At 37.3% G+C, this 18,791-nt stretch carries 23 protein-coding genes; 20 read left to right on the forward strand and 3 right to left on the reverse strand.

Annotation, left to right across the window (positions count from 1 at the left end; translation table 11 throughout):
• Positions 1-160: 160 nt before the first annotated feature.
• The 11 genes from metF to Q0625_RS10050 all read left to right on the forward strand — a co-directional run bounded on the left by metF (position 161) and on the right by Q0625_RS10050 (position 8,298).
• On the forward strand, positions 161-1,117 hold the full coding sequence (metF, locus tag Q0625_RS10000; RefSeq protein WP_298826583.1) for a methylenetetrahydrofolate reductase [NAD(P)H]: 957 nt from the start codon (positions 161-163) through the stop codon (positions 1,115-1,117).
• Between the two features lie 94 nt (positions 1,118-1,211).
• Complete coding sequence (locus tag Q0625_RS10005; protein ID WP_298826585.1) at positions 1,212-1,979, forward strand: TerB family tellurite resistance protein; 768 nt, start codon at positions 1,212-1,214, stop codon at positions 1,977-1,979.
• Positions 1,948-2,367, forward strand: a complete 420-nt coding sequence (locus Q0625_RS10010; RefSeq protein WP_298826588.1) for a hypothetical protein — start codon at positions 1,948-1,950, stop codon at positions 2,365-2,367. Before Q0625_RS10005 ends, Q0625_RS10010 begins: the two co-directional genes overlap by 32 nt.
• Positions 2,368-2,478: 111 nt before the next feature.
• On the forward strand, positions 2,479-3,477 hold the full coding sequence (pdhA, locus tag Q0625_RS10015; RefSeq protein WP_298826591.1) for a pyruvate dehydrogenase (acetyl-transferring) E1 component subunit alpha: 999 nt from the start codon (positions 2,479-2,481) through the stop codon (positions 3,475-3,477).
• 6 nt (positions 3,478-3,483) lie between these two features.
• Positions 3,484-5,091 (forward strand): 2-oxo acid dehydrogenase subunit E2, encoded by a 1,608-nt coding sequence (locus Q0625_RS10020; protein ID WP_298826594.1) that lies wholly within the window; start codon positions 3,484-3,486, stop codon positions 5,089-5,091.
• 131 nt (positions 5,092-5,222) lie between these two features.
• Complete coding sequence (locus Q0625_RS10025; protein WP_298826596.1) at positions 5,223-5,999, forward strand: C40 family peptidase; 777 nt, start codon at positions 5,223-5,225, stop codon at positions 5,997-5,999.
• A 1-nt stretch (position 6,000) separates the two neighbouring features.
• The gene (rlmH, locus tag Q0625_RS10030) at positions 6,001-6,474 is read left to right on the forward strand and encodes a 23S rRNA (pseudouridine(1915)-N(3))-methyltransferase RlmH (RefSeq protein ID WP_298826598.1); all 474 of its coding nucleotides are present in this window, start codon (positions 6,001-6,003) and stop codon (positions 6,472-6,474) included.
• Positions 6,475-6,903, forward strand: coding sequence for a DUF4268 domain-containing protein (locus Q0625_RS10035; protein ID WP_298826600.1), 429 nt, complete (start codon positions 6,475-6,477; stop codon positions 6,901-6,903).
• An 80-nt stretch (positions 6,904-6,983) separates the two neighbouring features.
• Complete coding sequence (udk, locus tag Q0625_RS10040; RefSeq protein WP_298826603.1) at positions 6,984-7,592, forward strand: uridine kinase; 609 nt, start codon at positions 6,984-6,986, stop codon at positions 7,590-7,592.
• 1 nt (position 7,593) lies between these two features.
• Complete coding sequence (locus Q0625_RS10045) at positions 7,594-7,890, forward strand: septum formation initiator family protein (protein WP_298826605.1); 297 nt, start codon at positions 7,594-7,596, stop codon at positions 7,888-7,890.
• A gap of 39 nt (positions 7,891-7,929) precedes the next feature.
• The gene (locus Q0625_RS10050) at positions 7,930-8,298 is read left to right on the forward strand and encodes a PUR family DNA/RNA-binding protein (protein ID WP_298826608.1); all 369 of its coding nucleotides are present in this window, start codon (positions 7,930-7,932) and stop codon (positions 8,296-8,298) included.
• Positions 8,299-8,357: 59 nt separating this feature from the next.
• Here Q0625_RS10050 and Q0625_RS10055 read toward each other — a convergent pair whose 3' ends face one another.
• The 3 genes from Q0625_RS10055 to Q0625_RS10065 are packed head-to-tail and all read right to left on the reverse strand — an operon-like array spanning position 8,358 to position 12,701.
• Positions 8,358-10,205: an SLC13 family permease gene (locus tag Q0625_RS10055; protein WP_298826677.1), complete on the reverse strand. Its 1,848-nt coding sequence runs from the start codon at positions 10,203-10,205 to the stop codon at positions 8,358-8,360.
• A 21-nt stretch (positions 10,206-10,226) separates the two neighbouring features.
• Positions 10,227-11,609, reverse strand: a complete 1,383-nt coding sequence (gene glmM, locus Q0625_RS10060; protein WP_298826612.1) for a phosphoglucosamine mutase — start codon at positions 11,607-11,609, stop codon at positions 10,227-10,229.
• Between the two features lie 6 nt (positions 11,610-11,615).
• Positions 11,616-12,701 (reverse strand): hypothetical protein, encoded by a 1,086-nt coding sequence (locus Q0625_RS10065; protein ID WP_298826616.1) that lies wholly within the window; start codon positions 12,699-12,701, stop codon positions 11,616-11,618.
• A gap of 160 nt (positions 12,702-12,861) precedes the next feature.
• Between Q0625_RS10065 and Q0625_RS10070 the strand changes: the two genes are divergently transcribed.
• From Q0625_RS10070 to Q0625_RS10110, 9 genes are all read left to right on the forward strand, one after another.
• Positions 12,862-13,323, forward strand: coding sequence for a hypothetical protein (locus tag Q0625_RS10070; protein ID WP_016419458.1), 462 nt, complete (start codon positions 12,862-12,864; stop codon positions 13,321-13,323).
• Between the two features lie 8 nt (positions 13,324-13,331).
• Positions 13,332-14,213 (forward strand): tyrosine-type recombinase/integrase, encoded by an 882-nt coding sequence (locus Q0625_RS10075; protein WP_298826622.1) that lies wholly within the window; start codon positions 13,332-13,334, stop codon positions 14,211-14,213.
• Between the two features lie 24 nt (positions 14,214-14,237).
• A complete protein-coding gene (locus Q0625_RS10080; protein ID WP_298826624.1) occupies positions 14,238-14,528 on the forward strand; it encodes an HPF/RaiA family ribosome-associated protein in 291 nt (96 codons plus the stop codon).
• Positions 14,529-14,710: 182 nt separating this feature from the next.
• The gene (locus Q0625_RS10085; RefSeq protein WP_298826627.1) at positions 14,711-15,385 is read left to right on the forward strand and encodes an SIMPL domain-containing protein; all 675 of its coding nucleotides are present in this window, start codon (positions 14,711-14,713) and stop codon (positions 15,383-15,385) included.
• A gap of 13 nt (positions 15,386-15,398) precedes the next feature.
• Positions 15,399-15,995 (forward strand): bifunctional nicotinamidase/pyrazinamidase, encoded by a 597-nt coding sequence (pncA, locus tag Q0625_RS10090; RefSeq protein ID WP_298826630.1) that lies wholly within the window; start codon positions 15,399-15,401, stop codon positions 15,993-15,995.
• A 17-nt stretch (positions 15,996-16,012) separates the two neighbouring features.
• Positions 16,013-16,855, forward strand: coding sequence for a glycosyltransferase family 2 protein (locus Q0625_RS10095; protein WP_298826680.1), 843 nt, complete (start codon positions 16,013-16,015; stop codon positions 16,853-16,855).
• 76 nt (positions 16,856-16,931) lie between these two features.
• The gene (dapB, locus tag Q0625_RS10100; RefSeq protein WP_298826632.1) at positions 16,932-17,630 is read left to right on the forward strand and encodes a 4-hydroxy-tetrahydrodipicolinate reductase; all 699 of its coding nucleotides are present in this window, start codon (positions 16,932-16,934) and stop codon (positions 17,628-17,630) included.
• Positions 17,631-17,659: 29 nt separating this feature from the next.
• Complete coding sequence (locus Q0625_RS10105; RefSeq protein ID WP_298826634.1) at positions 17,660-17,923, forward strand: hypothetical protein; 264 nt, start codon at positions 17,660-17,662, stop codon at positions 17,921-17,923.
• 74 nt (positions 17,924-17,997) lie between these two features.
• On the forward strand, positions 17,998-18,606 hold the full coding sequence (locus Q0625_RS10110) for a hypothetical protein (protein ID WP_298826636.1): 609 nt from the start codon (positions 17,998-18,000) through the stop codon (positions 18,604-18,606).
• Positions 18,607-18,791 lie beyond the last annotated feature (185 nt).

Consider the following 18,791-nt stretch of genomic DNA (forward strand, 5'->3'; position numbering starts at 1 on the left):
TATACCGTAAGGGTATTCTAGATGAAAAATATACATTCATATATACCTTTGATGAAAAAGGTAACTGGGTGGAGAGAACACAATATAAAAATAGAACTCCCATAGAGATAACAGAACGAGTGATTGAATATTATTAATGAAAAAAATATAGAATAAGAAGATGAAAGTAACAGAACATATAGAAAAAGCTAAAGGGAAAACATTATTTTCTTTTGAGATAGTTCCTCCTAAGAAGGGAAATAATATAGAGGAGCTATACAAGAACATAGAGCCTCTATTGGAGTTTAAGCCTCCTTTTATAGATGTGACTACCTCACGCGAAGAGTACCTCTACAAGGAGCACCCAAATGGGTTATTGGAGAAGAAACTTATTCGTATGCGTCCAGGTACGGTGGGTATCTGCTCGGCTATACAACACAAATATAATATAGATACAGTACCTCATGTACTTTGTGGAGGATTTACCAAAGAAGAGACAGAGGATTTATTAGTGGATTGTTTCTATTTGGGCATAGACAATATCATGGCGCTAAGAGGTGATGCTATGAAGGAGGAAAGGTATTTTCGACCTACCAAGAATGGAAATGTATATGCACTCGACCTTGTAAAACAGATCAATAACCTGCGCAAAGGTATTTACTTACATGATACTTTGGAAACCAATATTGGTATGGATTTCTGTATAGGGGTGGCAGGTTATCCTGAAAAGCATATAGAAGCTCCTTCAAAGACTTTTGATTTGGAAAAACTTAAAGAAAAAGTAGATAATGGTGCTGATTATGTGGTGACACAAATGTTCTTTGATAACAAAAAGTATTTTGAGTTTGTAGATAAAGCACGTGAAATGGGAATTAATGTGCCAATTATCCCAGGTATCAAGCCTATTAGTGTCAAGAAACATCTCAATATTCTCCCGCAAGCCTTTTTCTTAGATTTCCCAGAGGAATTGGTTAAGGAAATAGAAAAATGTAAGAATAATGAGGCTGTTAAACAGGTTGGTATAGAATGGGCAATTGCTCAGAGTATAGAGTTGAAGAAGGCAGGTGTTCCTTCTTTGCATTACTATTCTATGGGAAAATCAGAGAATATTATTCAAATCATTTCACAAGTTTTTTAAAAAAGAAAAGATTGAATAAAAATTAAAAAAAATTAAAATATCATTTGTTTATAAAAAATATAATTTTTATCTTTGCCCTCAAAAAAGAAATAATATGTCAAGAATTATAGAAAAATACTTAGAGTATATTGTAGCTGTAGTTATTGGATTGATTACTAGAAATATATGGATAGCTATTGCTGTTTTATGTTTAGGATTATTACTTCGCTTAACCCTATTCAAGGGAAGGGCAAGTAATCAGGTAAATCTAAGACAAGGAGCAGCTATAGAAGGAGGTTACAATCCTACTGACTTTGAGCTTAATTTGCTTTCACTTTGTGCTTTAGTAATCAAGGCTGATGGTACAGGACCTACCCAAAAAGAATTGGACTATGTACGTTATAAGTTTGTCTCTCTCTATGGAAAAGACAAATCAAACGATATATTCCGTGCTTTCAATCAGATAAAACAAAATGAGGTGCCAATCACTCGTATCTGTTTGTATATGCGTGCTCGAACCAACTATGAGGCACGTCTTTCCATTATGCACTTCTTATTTGATATTGCAAGCCTTGATGGCCGTATCAAGGAAGCAGAGCTTGCCCTACTAGAACGAATCAATAAGAATCTTAATATAGATCAATCTGATTTTGAGAGTGTAAAAGCAATGTTCCGTCAAGAAAAAGATGATGATTATACCATTCTTGGGGTAAGCAAAGAGGCTTCAGAAGCCGAAATTAAGAAGGCTTATCGTGATATGGTGAAGAAATATCACCCAGATCGTATTGACACTAATGATGTAGCTATTCGTAAGGGTGCTGAAGAGAAGTTCAAACGTATACAAGAGGCATATGAAAGCATTCAAAAACAAAGAGGGTTCTAAACCCTCTTTATTTTATCCCAAATATATCCTTAGGATACTCTTGTACATGGGAGCTTTCCTCCTATTGCATATCTATATAGTTGAGATATATTACGATAGGTTGTTGTTGTTTTCTTTGGAGTTGTCCTATATTTTCCATGCAGTGTGTGCTATAGTAGTATGTGGCTTATTGCTTATACCCATCGGTGGGAATACTTATGTAGGTTATCGCTTTGTAGCACTTACTTTCTTGCAGATGCTAGCTTGTTTGGCTTTTCTGCTTCCTCCAATTCTATCTCAGCCAAAGGTAGGGGAATGGGAAGTGCTTTCTTTTATGTTTGCTTTTTTTGTAGCTCTTTTCTTAGAAGTATATTTTGCTGTTTTATTACTTAGCAGAGAAGAAAAATAAAAAAAAAATTCTATAATAAAAAAAGTTTTTATATCTTTGCAAAGTGATTTAAAATTCGTAAATTTGCACTTTAGAAAAGCATAAATAAATATACTAAATTCATTCTTGATAATGAAAAAGATAGATAAAAAGACGTATTTACAATGGTACGAGGAAATGCTCTTCTGGAGAAAGTTTGAGGACAAATTGGCTTCTGCTTATATCCAACAAAAAGTAAGAGGATTTTTACATTTGTACAATGGACAAGAGGCAATCGTGGCAGGTTGTATGCACGTGATTGACCCAAAGAAAGACAAAATGATTACTGCTTATCGTAATCACGTGCATCCTATCGCTTTAGGGGTAGATCCACGTAGAATTATGGCAGAGCTTTTTGGAAAAGGAACTGGGACTTCTCAAGGTTTAGGAGGTTCTATGCACATTTTCTCTAAAGAACATAACTTCTTCGGAGGTCATGGAATTGTAGGAGGACAAATCGCCCTAGGTGCTGGCTTAGCTTTTGCTGAGAAGTACAATGAGACAGGGGGAGTTGTCCTTACTTTTATGGGTGATGGGGCTACACGTCAGGGAACCCTTCATGAGACTTTCAATATGGCTATGAACTGGAAACTCCCAGTGATATTTATCTGTGAGAATAATCACTATGCTATGGGTACTTCTGTGGAGAGAACTGCTAACCATCCTGATATTTGGAAATTAGGTTTAGGTTATGAAATGCCTTGTGAGCCTGTAGATGGTATGAACCCTGTATCAGTAGCTGAAAAGGTATATGAAGCAGTAGAACGTGCACGCCGTGGAGAAGGTCCTACTTTCTTGGATATTCGTACTTATCGTTACCGTGGACACTCTATGTCCGATGCGCAACACTACCGTACTAAAGAGGAAGTGGAAGAATATAAGAAGATAGACCCTATTACTCAAGTTCTTGACGTAATCAAACAAAAGAAATATGCCACTGATGCAGAAATAGAGGCAATTGACGAACGTGTGAAGGATTTGGTAGCAGAGTGTGAAAAGTTCGCTAATGAATCTCCATTCCCTGAAAAGAATGTAATGTATGATGTAGTATACGAACAAGAAAATTATCCTTTTTTACCTCATAAATTATAAAAGAAAATGGCAGAAATAGTAAATATGCCGCGATTAAGCGACACAATGGAAGAAGGAGTCGTAGCAAAATGGCTCAAACAAGTAGGTGATACTGTAAAAGAAGGTGATATTCTCGCTGAAATAGAGACCGATAAGGCAACTATGGAGTTTGAATCTTTCTACTCAGGAACCTTATTATACATTGGTCTAAAAGAAGGTGAAACAGCTCCTGTAGATACCCTCTTGGCTATCATTGGTGAGAAAGGCGAAGATATTTCAGCTCTTATAGGAGGAGGTGCAACACCTGCGCCTGCCGCTGCTCCAGCACCTGCTGCTGAGGCTCCCGCTGCTGCTCCAGCAAGCGCTCCTGGAGCTATGCCTGAAGGAGTACAGATTGTTACCATGCCTCGACTAAGTGATACCATGACAGAAGGTACTATAGCTTCTTGGCTTAAGAAGGTAGGAGATACTGTAAAAGAAGGAGATATTTTGGCCGAAATAGAAACGGATAAAGCAACTATGGAGTTCGAATCATTCTATGCAGGTATACTATTATATATAGGTATCAAAGAAGGTCAAACAGCTCCTATTGATTCATTACTTGCCATTATAGGTCCTGCTGGTACTGATGCAAACGCTGTACTAGCAGCTACTCAAGGTGGTGGTGCTGCTCCAGCAGCTGCTCAGGGTAAAGCTGAGGCTCCTAAAGCTGCAGCTCCTGCTGCTACACCTGCAGCAACAGCTACTGACGGACGTGTATTTGCTTCTCCTTTGGCTAAGAAGATTGCTCAGGATAAGGGTATCAACCTCTCTGAAGTAAAAGGAAGTGGTGAAAATGGTCGTATCGTACGCAAAGATGTGGAAGGATTCACCCCATCAGCAAAAGCTGCCCCTGCTGCTTCTGCTTCTGCTGAAAAAGCTGCTGCTCCTGTAGCGTATGTACCTGTAGGAGTAGAGGTTACTGAAGAAGTGAAGAATTCTCAGATGCGTAAGACAATTGCTAAGCGTCTTTCTGAATCTAAGTTTACTGCACCTCACTATTACCTTACTATAGAGGTAGATATGGAAAATGCAATGGCATCACGCAACCAAATCAATAACTTGCCTGATACTAAGGTATCTTTCAATGATATGGTAGTGAAGGCTTGTGCTATGGCTCTTAGAAAACACCCACAAGTGAATACTTCTTGGAAAGGAGATGTTACTGTATATAACAAGCATGTACATATAGGTGTAGCAGTAGCTATTGAGGACGGATTGGTAGTACCTGTACTTAAGTTTGCTGATAATTTGAGCTTATCTCAAATAGGAGTATTGGTAAAAGATTTGGCAGGAAAAGCACGTAACAAAAAGTTAACTCCTGCTGAAATGGACGGAAGTACCTTTACTGTTTCCAACTTGGGTATGTTTGGAGTAGAGCAATTTACTTCTATTATTAACCAACCTAACTCTGCTATTCTTTCAGTAGGGGCTATCGTAGAGAAACCTGTAGTGAAAGATGGACAAATAGTAGTAGGACACACTATGAAGCTTTGCCTTGCTTGCGACCATCGCACTATAGATGGGGCTACAGGGGCACAATTCTTGCAAACCTTGAAGGCTTACATAGAAAATCCTGTTACCATGTTGGCATAGTTTGTAACGTAATATATAATTTTATTGAGAAAGAGGCATAATCCTACATGCCTCTTTTCTTTTACTATGCTATAAATTTGTTTAGTAGGAAAAAATATCGTAATATTGTACTCTTTATAAGGAAATAAATTATGTATGCTATATGTCATTTGAGTATAGTACCTCTGCGAGATGAAGCCTCTCATAAAAGTGAACAAATTTCTCAGCTATTATATGGGGAATTGTGTTTTGTTATAAAAGAAGAAGAAGCTTGGTGTTATGTACGTACAGATTTTGATAATTATGAAGGTTGGATAGATGCCAAACAATTATCTCCTATAAGTGAAGCAACTTATGAGGAGACTAAGAAGATACTTCCTCGCTATGCTTCAGATATGGTCGATTATGTACAGATTAGTGATAAAGAATATGATCTTTTGCCCATCTGTATAGGAGCTACTGTAAGCAATGCCCCCTTTATAGGTCATTTGTTCTCTGGAGAAGTACAGAGAAAGGTATTACGTAAGAATATTGTGGAGATAGCCTTGAGATATCTAAATACTCCTTATTTATGGGGAGGGAAATCTCCTTTTGGGATTGATAGTTCGGGATTTGTACAGATGGTCTATAAGCTAATGGGAATAAAGCTTCCACGTGATATGGCTTCACAACATGAGATGATAGAGAATGATGTGGCTACTTTAGAAGATGCAGAAGTAGGAGACCTACTCTTTTTCAATGATAACAAGGGGCGTATTATTCATGTGGGACTTCTTATCCAACCGAGCTATATCATTCATGCTTATGGTAAGGTACGTGTTGATAGAATTGTTCCTAAGGGGATTTTTGACGAAGATGCACAAGAAATTACTCATACTCTTTATGCAATCAAGCGAATATTAGATGATGATGAGAAAAAAATAACGTAAAATGACTATAAAATTACTTGTAGTAGGAAAAACAGATGTATCCATTTTGGAGAAAATAATTGAAGACTATAAGAAAAGAATACGATTTTATATAAAATTTGAAATAGAAACAATCCCAGACCTGAAAAACACCAAGAACATCTCACAAGAGGAGCAAAAGAATAAGGAGGGAGTTTTGTTGCTTAAGCAAATAGCTGAAAATGACTTCTTAGTTCTTTTAGATGAACGAGGAAAAGAATACACTTCTTTGGAGTTTTCTGCCCAGTTACAGAAGATAATGAATACAGGAGTTAAGCAATGTGTTTTTGTCATAGGAGGACCTTATGGCTTTTCAAAGCAAGTTTATCAGAGAGCAAATAGTACTTGTTCACTTTCTAAGATGACTTTTTCGCATCAGATAATACGCCTATTTTTTGTAGAACAACTTTATAGGGCTTTTACTATTCTCAATAACGAACCTTATCACCACCAATAGATGTATAGCAAAGAGGAAGCAGCTAAGCTCAGACAAGAATTTTGGATATCCTTTGGGAAATCTTTCCCTCATAAGTGGATTTTGTATAAAACGAAGGTTAAGTCTATCCAATTCAGGTTCTATTTTGATGCTAAGAAAGCGATGGTATGTATCGATATAGAAGGAGATGAAGAGGAAAGAGAAGAATATTTCAATAAATTCTTATCCATAAAATCTATATTAACAGAGTTTTTACCTGAAAACTATTTTGAACAAAGTTATTATTTGGAAAATGGTAAGAAAATAGCTCGTATCTGGGTTGAAAAACAAGGAGTTTGTATATATAATAAGGATACTTGGCAACAGGCTATGGAATTTCTTAGCAAAAACATGCAACAAGTAGAGGGTTTTTGGCAGGAGTATGAGGATTTTTTTAAAGATGATTTTTAACCTTAGCAAGGGTTATATTTTAAGAAAAACAATTTTTTCAAGTCAAGAAAAATAATTACTTTTGCAAAAATTTACAATGAATGTTACTCATAGGAATAACGGGAGGAACAGGTTGTGGTAAGACAACAGTGGTCAATCAAATTGTTCAAGAAATACCCAAAGGAGAGGTGAGTGTAATCTCACAAGATGCTTACTATAACGATTTGTCTCACTTGACTTTTGAGGAGAGAACTAAGGTGAATTTTGATCATCCCAAATCCTTAGATTTTGATTTGCTCAAGGAGCATCTCTCCCAACTTAAGCAAGGGAAAATGATTATGCAACCCACTTATTCCTTTGTAGAACACAATAGAACACCACAGGTGATACCCATAGCACCTTGTAAGGTGATTATAGTAGAGGGAATTTTGATATTTTCTCATCCTGACCTAAGAGACTTGTTTGATATTAAGATATTTGTACATGCTGATTCTGATGAGCGTCTCATAAGGCGTATCAAAAGAGATACCACCGAGCGAGGAAGGGATATACAGGAAGTACTCAACCGATACCAAACCACTCTTAAACCAATGCACCAGCAGTTTATAGAGCCTACCAAAGAATATGCCGATATCATTATTCCTAATAACCGACATAATAAGGTAGCTATTGACATTGTCAAAACCATTGTCCATAACAGAATCCAATAAAATGATAGATTTTCAGGTTTTTTTCAAGAAATATGCTTACTTCATTGGCATTGCTGCTTTTGGAATATGGATGTTGTTCTTTGACTCCAATTCTTTGCTTTCCCAAAGGAAACTAAATAAAGAAATAGAATCCCTTAAGCGGCAAAAAGAATTTCTTCAAAAGGAAATAGCCAAGGATAGGGAAGCTATCAAGGAGATTAATACGCCTGAGGGGAGAGAAAAATTTGGACGAGAACACTATTATTTTAAGAGAGAGAACGAAGATATTTTTATCATAGAATATGATACAATAAAATAAACATATTACAAAAATTATTTACTTAAAAATATAGAACATATGTATGAAAATGAAGGAGAAAACAATGAAATTTTCTCAAAAGCTCTAAGAGCAGGTAGGCGAACTTATTTCTTTGATATACGTGGTACCAAAGCTGGTGACTATTATTTGACTATAACAGAGAGTAAAAAGTTCACTCACGATGATGGTTCTTCCCATTATCAAAAACATAAGATCTATCTTTATAAAGAAGACTTTAACGCGTTTAGGGAAATCTTGGATGAAATGACCTCTTATGTATTTGAAGAAAAAGGAGAGGAAGTAATTTCTGAAAAACATCAGAAGGATTTCAAGAAAACATTCTCTTCTAATAAGGATAAAGAGAATTCATCATCATTCACTATTGATGATTTTGAAGATATTAAATAGTGATATTTGATTTAGAAATGGTTAGAGGCTATCCCAACGGGATAGCCTCTAACTTTTATCTAAAAGGGAAAGAGGATAGGTAGCACCAAGATCATTACAATTCCCATGAGTATTTGTAAGGGAAGCCCTACTTTCACATAATCCATAAAGGTATAGCGTCCTGCCGACATTACCAAGGCATTCGGCGGAGTAGAGAAGGGGGAGGCAAAGCACATACTAGCACCTACTGATACAGCAATAAGTAGAGGTAGTGGATTGATACCCATACCTATGGCAGCACTCATTGCAATAGGAGCAATAAGAATAGCGGTGGCTGTATTACTGATAAACATTGTAAGTAGTGAGGTAGTAAAGTAGATACTTGCCAAAAGAATATAAGGGCTATAACCACCTAACTTACCCACAAGCATCTCGGAAACCCATGCAGAAGCTCCCGTCTTTTCCAAAGCTAAGGCCATAGGGAGCATGGCTGCAATAAGTACTACAGTCTCCCAGTTAATAGTCTTGTAGGCAGCCTCTACATTCGGGAGAGCCCCAGAGAACACCATAAGTAAGGAAGCCACCAAAACGGCTGTTACGGGCTGTATAGGAATAAAGTCAAACATCATACTTACCACCATAAGTAGCATGATAATGGCTGCTATAGGTGCTTTATGGGTAAGAGTTACCTTGGAAGCCTCTTTGAGTGGTTGCCCTAGTACGATCAAGTGTCTATGTTGGTCATTGAGCCTTGCTATGTCCTTCCAAGAGCCTTGTACCAAGAGAATATCCCCCGAATGGATTCGCTGATCTTTTAAGTTTTTAAGGATATAGGTCTCATTGCGCTGCATTCCCAAGATATTGAGAGAGAACTGCTCTCTGAACTTTGATTTCTTGATAGGTAGATTCACCAAACGAGAGGTAGAGGTGATTAGTACCTCAGCAATACCATGTTTTTGAGAGTTCATTAGCTCCTCTTGAGAGGTGAATTTGTCTTCTATGAGTCGTAGTGATTTTTCCCAAGCCATAGCTTCTATCTTACGAATATCCCCCTGTACAAAGAGGATATCTCCCTCATTGAGAATGGTACTAGCTTGAGCCAATTCACGATTGGGATTTTGAAAAATAGAACTGTTAAGGCTTGGTTTGCGGAGTATTTCGGTTACATTTACCTCATATTTTTCAGATATATGGCTTTCGAGTAAAGTTTTTCCTACAAAAGGGGCATTCTTTCCTATCATGACTAAGTGAATATCCTTAGAAAGCTGATATTCGTCCATGAGGTCTGAAAGGGATTTACCATCTTTTTTGTTTTCTTGATGGGGATCTGTCTTGTTTAGGAAACGTTTGCTTACAGGAATAAGGTACAGTAGTCCCACAGCAAGAGCTACCAGTCCCACAGGAGTGAAGGAGAAAAAGGTAAGAGAGGGGAAGCCATTCTTTATCAGTTCTCCGTTGATGATAAGGTTGGGGGGCGTTCCGATAAGGGTCATCATTCCTCCTAAGCTACTAGAAAAGGCCAGAGGCATGAGCAGCCGAGAGGAGTTGATGTTAGCGCTCATGGCCATACTCACCACGATAGGAAGCATCAGAGCAACAGTCCCTGTATTACTTACAAAAGCACCTATGAAGGAGGTAGCCAAGACAACCAACACAAAGAGTTTCAGCTCACTCTTACCTGCGAGTTTCAGTAGTTTGTTACTAATCATTTTAGCCAAACCTGTTTGGAATATAGCTCCTCCCACAACAAAAAGACCTATCATCATCACTACCACTGAGTTAGAGAAACCCGATAGGGCTTCCTCTGGTGATAGAATGCCAAAGAGAACCAATAGAAGAAGGGAGGACAGTGCTACTAGGTCTGAACGAATCTTCCCCACCATAAAGAAAGCAGAGGCTATCACAAGGATAGCCAAGGTAATATATATATTCATAAGCAGAGGATTGGGTTAGATAAGTGCTTGCATCTCTTGGATAAAGCGCTGTGCTAGCTCATCGGCTTCTTTTTGGCTTTTCGCCTCAGTATAGATACGGATAATGGGTTCTGTATTGGATTTTCTTAGGTGTACCCAACTTTCTGAAAAATCTATTTTAAGCCCATCAATAGTGGTGGTCTGTTCATCAGCATATTTCTGTTCCATAGCCTTGAGGATTTGGTCAGGATTGATTTGCTCTGTCAGTTGTATCTTGTTCTTACTCATAAAGTAAGCAGGATAACTCTCTCTGAGTTGCTGTACACTGCCGCCTCTCTCTGCCAAAAGGGATAGGAATAAGGCAACGCCTACCAAAGCATCACGACCATAGTGCAATTCAGGGTAGATAATACCTCCATTACCTTCTCCACCTATGATAGCTCCAACACGTTTCATCTCAGTAACCACATTCACCTCTCCTACAGCGGCAGCTGAGTAAGTTACTCCATGCTTTTGAGCAATATCGCGTAGGGTGCGAGAGGAGGAAAGATTGGAAACTACATTTCCTTTAGTCTTTCCTAATACATAATCGGCACAAGCTACCAAGGTATATTCCTCGCCAAACATTTCTCCTTGATCAGTGATAAAGGCAAGTCTATCCACATCAGGATCTACCACAATACCAAAATCGGCTTTTTCATCTACGACTTTTTTGCAAATATCCCCCAAGTGTTCCTTTAGCGGTTCAGGGTTGTGTGGGAAGTGTCCGTTAGGCTCACAATAGAGTTTGATAACCTCTACGCCCAATCGTTCCAAGAGTCTTGGAATAGCAATGCCTCCTGTAGAATTAACAGCATCCACTACCACACGGAATTTTTTTTCTTGTATAGCCTTAGGAGTAACCAGTGGTAAGGCGAGTACCTGTTCTATATGAAGGTCTATATACCTGTCATCATGGGAGAGTTTGCCTAAGTGATCTACTGTGGCAAAGGAAAAATCATTCTCTTGTGCGATTCTAAGAATAGCCTTACCATCTTGGTCAGAGACAAATTCTCCTTTGTTATTGAGAAGTTTTAGAGCGTTCCATTCCTTAGGGTTATGGCTGGCAGTAAGGATAATGCCTCCGTCGGCCTTTTCCAAAGGAACAGCTACTTCCACGGTAGGAGTGGTACTAAGTCCTATATTAACTACATCAATTCCCAAGCCAATAAGAGTGTATTGCACTAAATTCTGAATCATCTCACCAGAGATACGTGCATCTCGCCCGATGACTACTTTGACGTATTCTTTGCCAGATTGTCCCTTGAGCCAAGACCCGTAAGCAGCTGCAAATTTAACAGCATCAATAGGAGTGAGGTTCTCATCAACCTTCCCGCCTATGGTACCACGAATACCTGAAATAGATTTGATTAATGACATATATCTTTAAATTTTATTTTTTTCATACTTGTAGTAAATAAAAGTGACCATCCCATAGAATATAAGAAAAATGGGATAAGTGAAAGCTATAAGAAAAACATATCCTTGATCGCTTGGACGGCCTAAAACCCAGTCAATAAAAGGGATTGCAGCAAAAAATCCTACATAGAAAAGCAGAGGGGCGAAGAATACACCTAACCATAAGCCCCATTTGCTTTTTTTTCTGATAGTATAAAAGTGCAGCCCAGCGGCAACTAAAAAGAGAATAGCTCCAAAGCCTAAAGGGTTTATTGTAAGGACGATACGACCAAACCAAGAAGGTTTAGGAGAAAATTGCCAATAGTAGTTACCATAGGTAATATCCTTGATCTTTCCCTTAAAAAGTTGGTCACTTACTGTATATTCCTCTTTTTCCATAGAGGATTGCTCAAATTCTAATTCCTTAGGAAAGTGGATTTCAATCTCTATCTCAGGGAAAGTTTTCCAAAATTTGGAAGGATATAAGTTGTATTCAAACCGGTAAGGGGGAAGAAACCCATAATGGAAAGTAGTAGGGAAAGCACTATAGCTAACCTCTATCACATTCTCTCCTGTCTTAAGAGGTGCTGTAAAGTAGATAAGATCTGAGGGGATTACCTTTTCTTCTTCTTTTCCATCATAGGAAATATAGTACTTAGTATAAGTATTGTATCGGGTAGGAGTACCATCAGAATATTGTAGGGTGTCAATGATTTCTTCTTTTCTCAGAAAAGGATAGTCCTGTTCTTGGTCAATAGAGTTTGAGGAGATAGCTTGTCCATTTACAAAAACTTGCTGGTCATTCAGATAGTTGGAAGCCATAAAGAGCAGCGGTATAGACTGTTCTTTAGGGGAGGAGATATGATATTTTGCTCTAAAGCGGATGATATAATCATTAAAGGAGTTCTTATCATCTTTGACGATTTCAGCAAGAATCTTCTCATGGGTTACGCTGCAATCATTGGTAAGAATAAGACAAGTATGAGAAGTCCCATCTGTATATGGTTTTGCCATATTGGCTTTACTTACCCAAGAGCAAGCAAACAATAACAACAAAAGAAGATGTTTGTTCATTATAATGGAATATTTCTTATCAAGGGACAAATATACGAAAAAGATATAAATAATTGACTAATAATCAAGGAAGAATTTTTTTTGAGTAAAAGTTTCATTTGTCTTAAATTATTTCGTACATTTGCTCTTCTATTAAGAACAAATAGTAATAAGCTGTTATATGGACAAACATCATATACTACTCATCATTCACCTAATCAGTGCAACTGTTTGGGTAGGAGGGCATTTAGTCTTGCTCTTGGGCTTTTTGCCAAAGGCGCTTAAGCATAAGAATTTTGACTTTATTTCTCGTTTTGAGAAGACTTATGAGCCTATAGGAATGCCCTCATTGCTCCTTTTGGTCATTACAGGGATTCTGATGGCCTATGACCTGAATGCACCACTATCTTCTTGGTTTTCATTTGCTACAGGAGTGGAGACGGTGGTATCACTGAAAATTATTGGGTTACTCACTACTATTTGCTTTGCCATCAGTGCTCAAACAAGAGTGCTTCCAAAGCTAGCTAAGGGGCAAATCCAGAAGCTCCCCGAAATGGCGGTACACATCCTATGTGTTACTCTGATTGCAGTAACCTTGCTAATTTTGGGCAGTACCATTCGCAATGGTGGTTTTTTATTCTAATAATGAAAATGGAGACATTCAAGAACTACCTATCTTTGGAGAAGAAGTATTCTCCCCATACAGTAATAGCCTACCTTACGGATATGGAGGAGTTTACAGCCTACCTTCGAGAAAAAGATACAACCGTAGAACTCTCTCAAGTGAATTATCCCTTAATTCGATCGTGGATTATTCACTTAGTAGAAAGCGGTATTACCAATAGGTCTATCAATCGAAAAATAGCTTCTCTTAAGGCTTATTATGGTTTTTTGGTGCGCTCTTTGGTGATAAATAGCAGTCCCTTTTTGCAGCATATTCCACTTAAAACACAGAAAAAAATTTCTATTCCTTTCTCTCAAAAGGAGATAGAGATTGTACTTTCTGAAGCTCAAGAGGGAGAGGATTACCCGCAAGTGCGCAATAGGACAATTATAGAACTTTTCTATGCAACAGGAATGCGTAGGGCAGAGCTTATAGACTTGAAAATAAGTGATATAGATTTCTCTCAAAAGACAATAAAGGTGCTGGGAAAGCGCGATAAGGAGCGTGTGATTCCCCTAATACCTTCGGTTTTGGAAAGTATTCAAAAGTATTTGGATGTGCGTAAATCTATGGATACCAGTGAATTATATTTGTTTTTGACCGATAGTGGTAAAAAAATGTATCCAAAACTTGTATATAACATAATAAATTCGTACTTTAGCAGTGCCACAACAAAGCAAAAGAAAAGCCCACACGTACTGAGACACTCCTTTGCAACACATCTTTTGGATAATGGGGCAGACCTTAATGCAGTTAAGGAACTCTTGGGGCATGCAGGACTGGCAGCTACACAAGTATATACTCATAGTAGTATAGCTGAGCTAAAAAATCAATACAAAAATGCGCATCCGAGGATGACAAACAAATAGTACTAATTTTAAATTTTTCAGATTATGAAAGTAAATTTACACAATGTCGGTTTTACAGTAGATCAAAAATTGGTTGACTTCATTCAGAAAAAAATGGACAAATTAGACCTTTTCTATGATAAGGTTATTGATGCCGATGTCTATTTAAAGTTAGATAATACCACTGCCAAAGAAAATAAAATAGTGGAAATAAAAGTAAATGTACCAGGAGATAGCTTCGTGGTCAAAAAGCAATTTAAATCCTTTGAAGAAGGGGTAGATGCTTGCGAAAATCCTATTGAAAGATTCTTGAAAAAATATAAAGAAACACGTTAGAATCTTTATGACAATAGAGAATAAAAGACTATTTCCGGAAGGATTTCAGGGGGATATCTGTACAGAAAAAAATGTTACTCTGATACTTATCCTTTCTTAGAAAAGCGTGAGATAATGAATTTCATATAATACTTTTATTATGTGAGGTTCATTATCTCTCTATAATCTTAGAATATTTATTTATGAAAAGAATAGTCATTTTATTAGCACTTATTACTTCTTTAGCGTATGGGCAAGAACAAAATTTCTTGGAAAAGCCCTATTATAGAACCCAAGTAAATGCAGATACTTTGGTGGTTCCAGACAAAATCTATTTGCAGATTGCACTTTCTGAAAAAGATTCTAGAGAGAAAAAATCTACAGAAGAACTCTATAACAAAATGATTCAGTCTTTGCAGGTAGCAAAGATAGATATACAAAAGCAACTTTTTGTATATGGAATGTCTAGTACTTACGACAAAAAAATCTTCAAAACCAATATCAATAAGGCTGAAAATTATGAACTATTAGTCCCTGATGCGGCTACTGCTCTTAATGTAATAGCTCTTTTGGAGAAAAATGGTATATCCAATGTACGGGTGAATCGTAAGGAATATTCTCAATCAGATAGAGTCTTACAACTACTTAGAGAAAAAGCCTTAAAAAAAGCCAAGTATGAGGCTGAAAGCCTTATGAAAGTAGTAGGGCAGGGAATAGGAAAAGTACTTAGTATTCAGGAGTACAATCATACCTATCTCAAGGGAAGTGCTATGTATATGAAAGCAGCAGAATTGGATGTGACGGAGAGGAGCTATACTCCCGATTTCTCACCTATACAACTACAAATGGAATTTTCAGTGGTATTTGAAATTAAATAAAATTCATAATGTTATGAATAGAGTACTTATACTTATCGATATTCAAAATGATTTTATTACAGGAGAGCTTCCTGTTCCTGATGGAAGAGCAATTATAGATCCTGTGAATCAACTTATTCCTCAGTTTGGTCATGTGATAGCTACCCAAGACTGGCACCCTGTGAATCATTTTAGCTTTTTTACACTTCATGATGGCAAGAAAGCTTTTGAGTCTATTACCAAGGATGATTACCAGCAGACTCTTTGGCCTCCTCATTGCATACAAGGCAGTGAAGGGGCGAATTTCTTTCCAGAACTGCATACTGGGGCTATTGATGCTATCTTTCGTAAGGGAACAAACCCTGATATAGATAGTTATAGTGCTTTTTTTGATAATCAAAAGCTCAAAGAAACGGGACTTGATGGTTATTTGAAAGGGCTACACTTGGATGAACTTCATTTTGTAGGATTGGCAGCCGATTATTGTGTGTACTTCTCTATGATCGATGCACTTAACTTAGGTTATAAGGTGTTTCTACATGAACATTGCACTCGTGCCATAAGCAAAGAACAGTTTGAAAACCAGAAAAAAGAACTACTTGCTTATCCTAACTTCACCCTATTACCATAGTTTTGAAAGAACAATCTATACAATTTGGGATTATTATCCCTGCTCATAATGAGGGAGACATTCTATCACAGACTTTGGATAGTCTCCTCTCACAAACAGTTCCTGCTCATACTATTGTAGTGATAGATGATAATTCTACCGATAATACAGCTGAGGTATTGTCCAATTATTGCAGGCGCTTTCCTCAAATTAGAACGCTTTACCGAAGCTCCTCTGTCCAACGCCTCCCTGGAGGAAAGATAGTACAGGCTTTCAATGCAGGTTTGCCTCTCTTGGGTGAGGTGGATGTTATCTGCAAGTATGATGCTGACCTTATCTTTCCCCCAAACTATTTGGCCACCTTACAAACTTACTACCTCCAAAATCCACAATTGGGCATGTGTGGTGGCGTTTGTAGTATAGAGAAGGATGGGAAATGGATCAAGGAAAACCTCACAAATAAGAACCACTTGCGTGGAGCACTTAAGAGTTACCGTAAGGAGTGTTTTGAGGCTATTGGAGGACTTAAAGAGGCTATGGGCTGGGATACAGTAGATGAGTTATTAGCGCAATATCATGGTTGGGAATTGCTTGTTATTGAGGATTTGGAGGTAAAACACCTGCGTCCTACAGCAAGTGGTTATAATCCACAGGCGCAATATATGCAAGGAGGTATGTTCTACCGCCTGCGTTATGGAGGATTACTTTCTCTTCTGGCAAGTGCCAAATTAGCTTACAAAAAACGAAGTTTTCGTTTGTTTTGGGATTACATGAAAGGATATTTCATAGCCAAGAAGCAGAAACAATCGTTCTTGGTAAGTCCTGAAGAGGGTAAGTGGATACGTGCTTACCGTTGGCGACATATCAAGCGAAAATTCTGACAATTGTTGATAAGAAAATTTGTTGCATAGTATTTTTTTTCTTACTTTTGCGGGGTATTAAAAGGAACGCTCAAAGATGAAAATAGCACTATTAGGTTATGGAAAAATGGGAAAGACCATTGAACGCATCGCCCTTGAACGAGGTCATGAGATAGTTTTAAAAGTAGATGCACCAGGGGATTATGACCTTTCCAAAGCACAAGTAGCTATTGAGTTCAGTACTCCACAGAGTGCTTTTGCTAATATTAGCAAGGCACTTTCCTTAGGATTGCCTACTGTGGCAGGTACCACAGGTTGGTTGGAACACTATCCAGAGGCTGTGGCTTTATGTAAGGCACATGAGGCTGCTTTTTTGTATGCTTCTAATTTTAGTATAGGGGTGAATATTTTCTTTGAGCTAAACAAAACTCTAGCCCAATTCATGCAAAAATATCCTGAATATGCTGTCTCTATTGAGGAGATACATCATACCCAAAAGCTTGATGCTCCTAGTGGAACAGCTATTACTTTGGCTCAGGAGATAATTGAACAAACAGATAAGGTAGGTTGGGAGTTGGGTGAGACTACTGAAGATAAAATCCCTATTACTGCCAAGCGAATAGAAAGTGTACCTGGCACCCATATTGTTACCTACAAAAGTGTGGTAGATACACTTGAGATTAAGCATACTGCCCATAGCCGAGATGGGTTTGCCTTAGGAGCAGTACTGGCAGCAGAATGGATTGTAGATAAAAAGGGGGTATTCTCCATGAAAGATGTCCTTTTTGAGAAATAAGTATAAGTAATTTTGTAAAAATAAATTTTATGGCAAGCGTAAGACGTTTAAAAAAGAATGTTGCTTCTGTTTTAGGGGAATTAGTAGATACTCTTATTATCTGGGAATTGATTACCGATAAAAAAAATGAGCAATCAAGAGCTATTGTAGAGGAAATCTATGTCACTTATGACAAATACCTTGAACAAATCAATCATCCTACTGAAGATAAAGGAGCTTTCTACAAACAGCTTCTTAAGAACTTTGAAGGAGAAGTAAATGCTATCATAGCAAAAATTAATGCTTTAAGCTAAAAAAGATTTACTTTTTTATTCTACACCAATTACATTTCTTTACAATGCAATTGGTGTTTTTTACATATATCATTATGAAGAAAACATTGCACTTATTTTTTTTCTTGGCATCTACCTACATTGGTTTTGCTCAACAGACTTATAAGCTCTATGTAGAAGGTGAAAAACAATGGGCATATAGGGAAAATACACTTACCGATTTCGTATATGCCTTCTGTACTAAGGATTTTGAAGCTATAGCCAAGAATCCTGTGATAGGAGACAGTCCAAAAGTAGCCCAATTGGAGTCCATATATCACAAAATACTGCAAAGTATTCCTACCAAAGAAAGAAATACGCAGATAAGTCTCTTTTTCGGAGAGCGGAAAAAAGGAAAAGGGCGTATATTCTTTATGACTTTCTTTGAAGGAAACCTAAGAGGTAAGCGCAAAGATGCATTCTTCCAATTTCTTTTAGCAGACAATACAAGAGAAGGTATATTTAAGTGTGATACAATTATGATTTCTGATGAAAAACACAGATTCACCTACAAAGAACCTTCGGTAAAGCTCAAAACAAGATACCAAAAGGAAGTAATGCAGGAATATGAAGCTCATGCATTAGAGAAAAATGCTAAAAGGGAATTGGAAAACTATATAAATACAAGAAAAAGGTGGCGAAAAATGATGCTTAGTGATGAATAATTGATAATGATTTTTATGCTTCAGGGAAAGAAATACCCTAAATGGGTGAAGAATATATGTTTAGGAAGTATATTTGCTATATCTAATTTAGTAATTTATCTAATCTATGAGACAATTACTTCTGATATTGAGTATTATTTTAATAAAAGAGATCCTTATTTCCTCTATGTGATAGTATCATCAAT

Source organism: uncultured Capnocytophaga sp. (assembly GCF_938029845.1).
GTDB lineage: Bacteria > Bacteroidota > Bacteroidia > Flavobacteriales > Flavobacteriaceae > Capnocytophaga.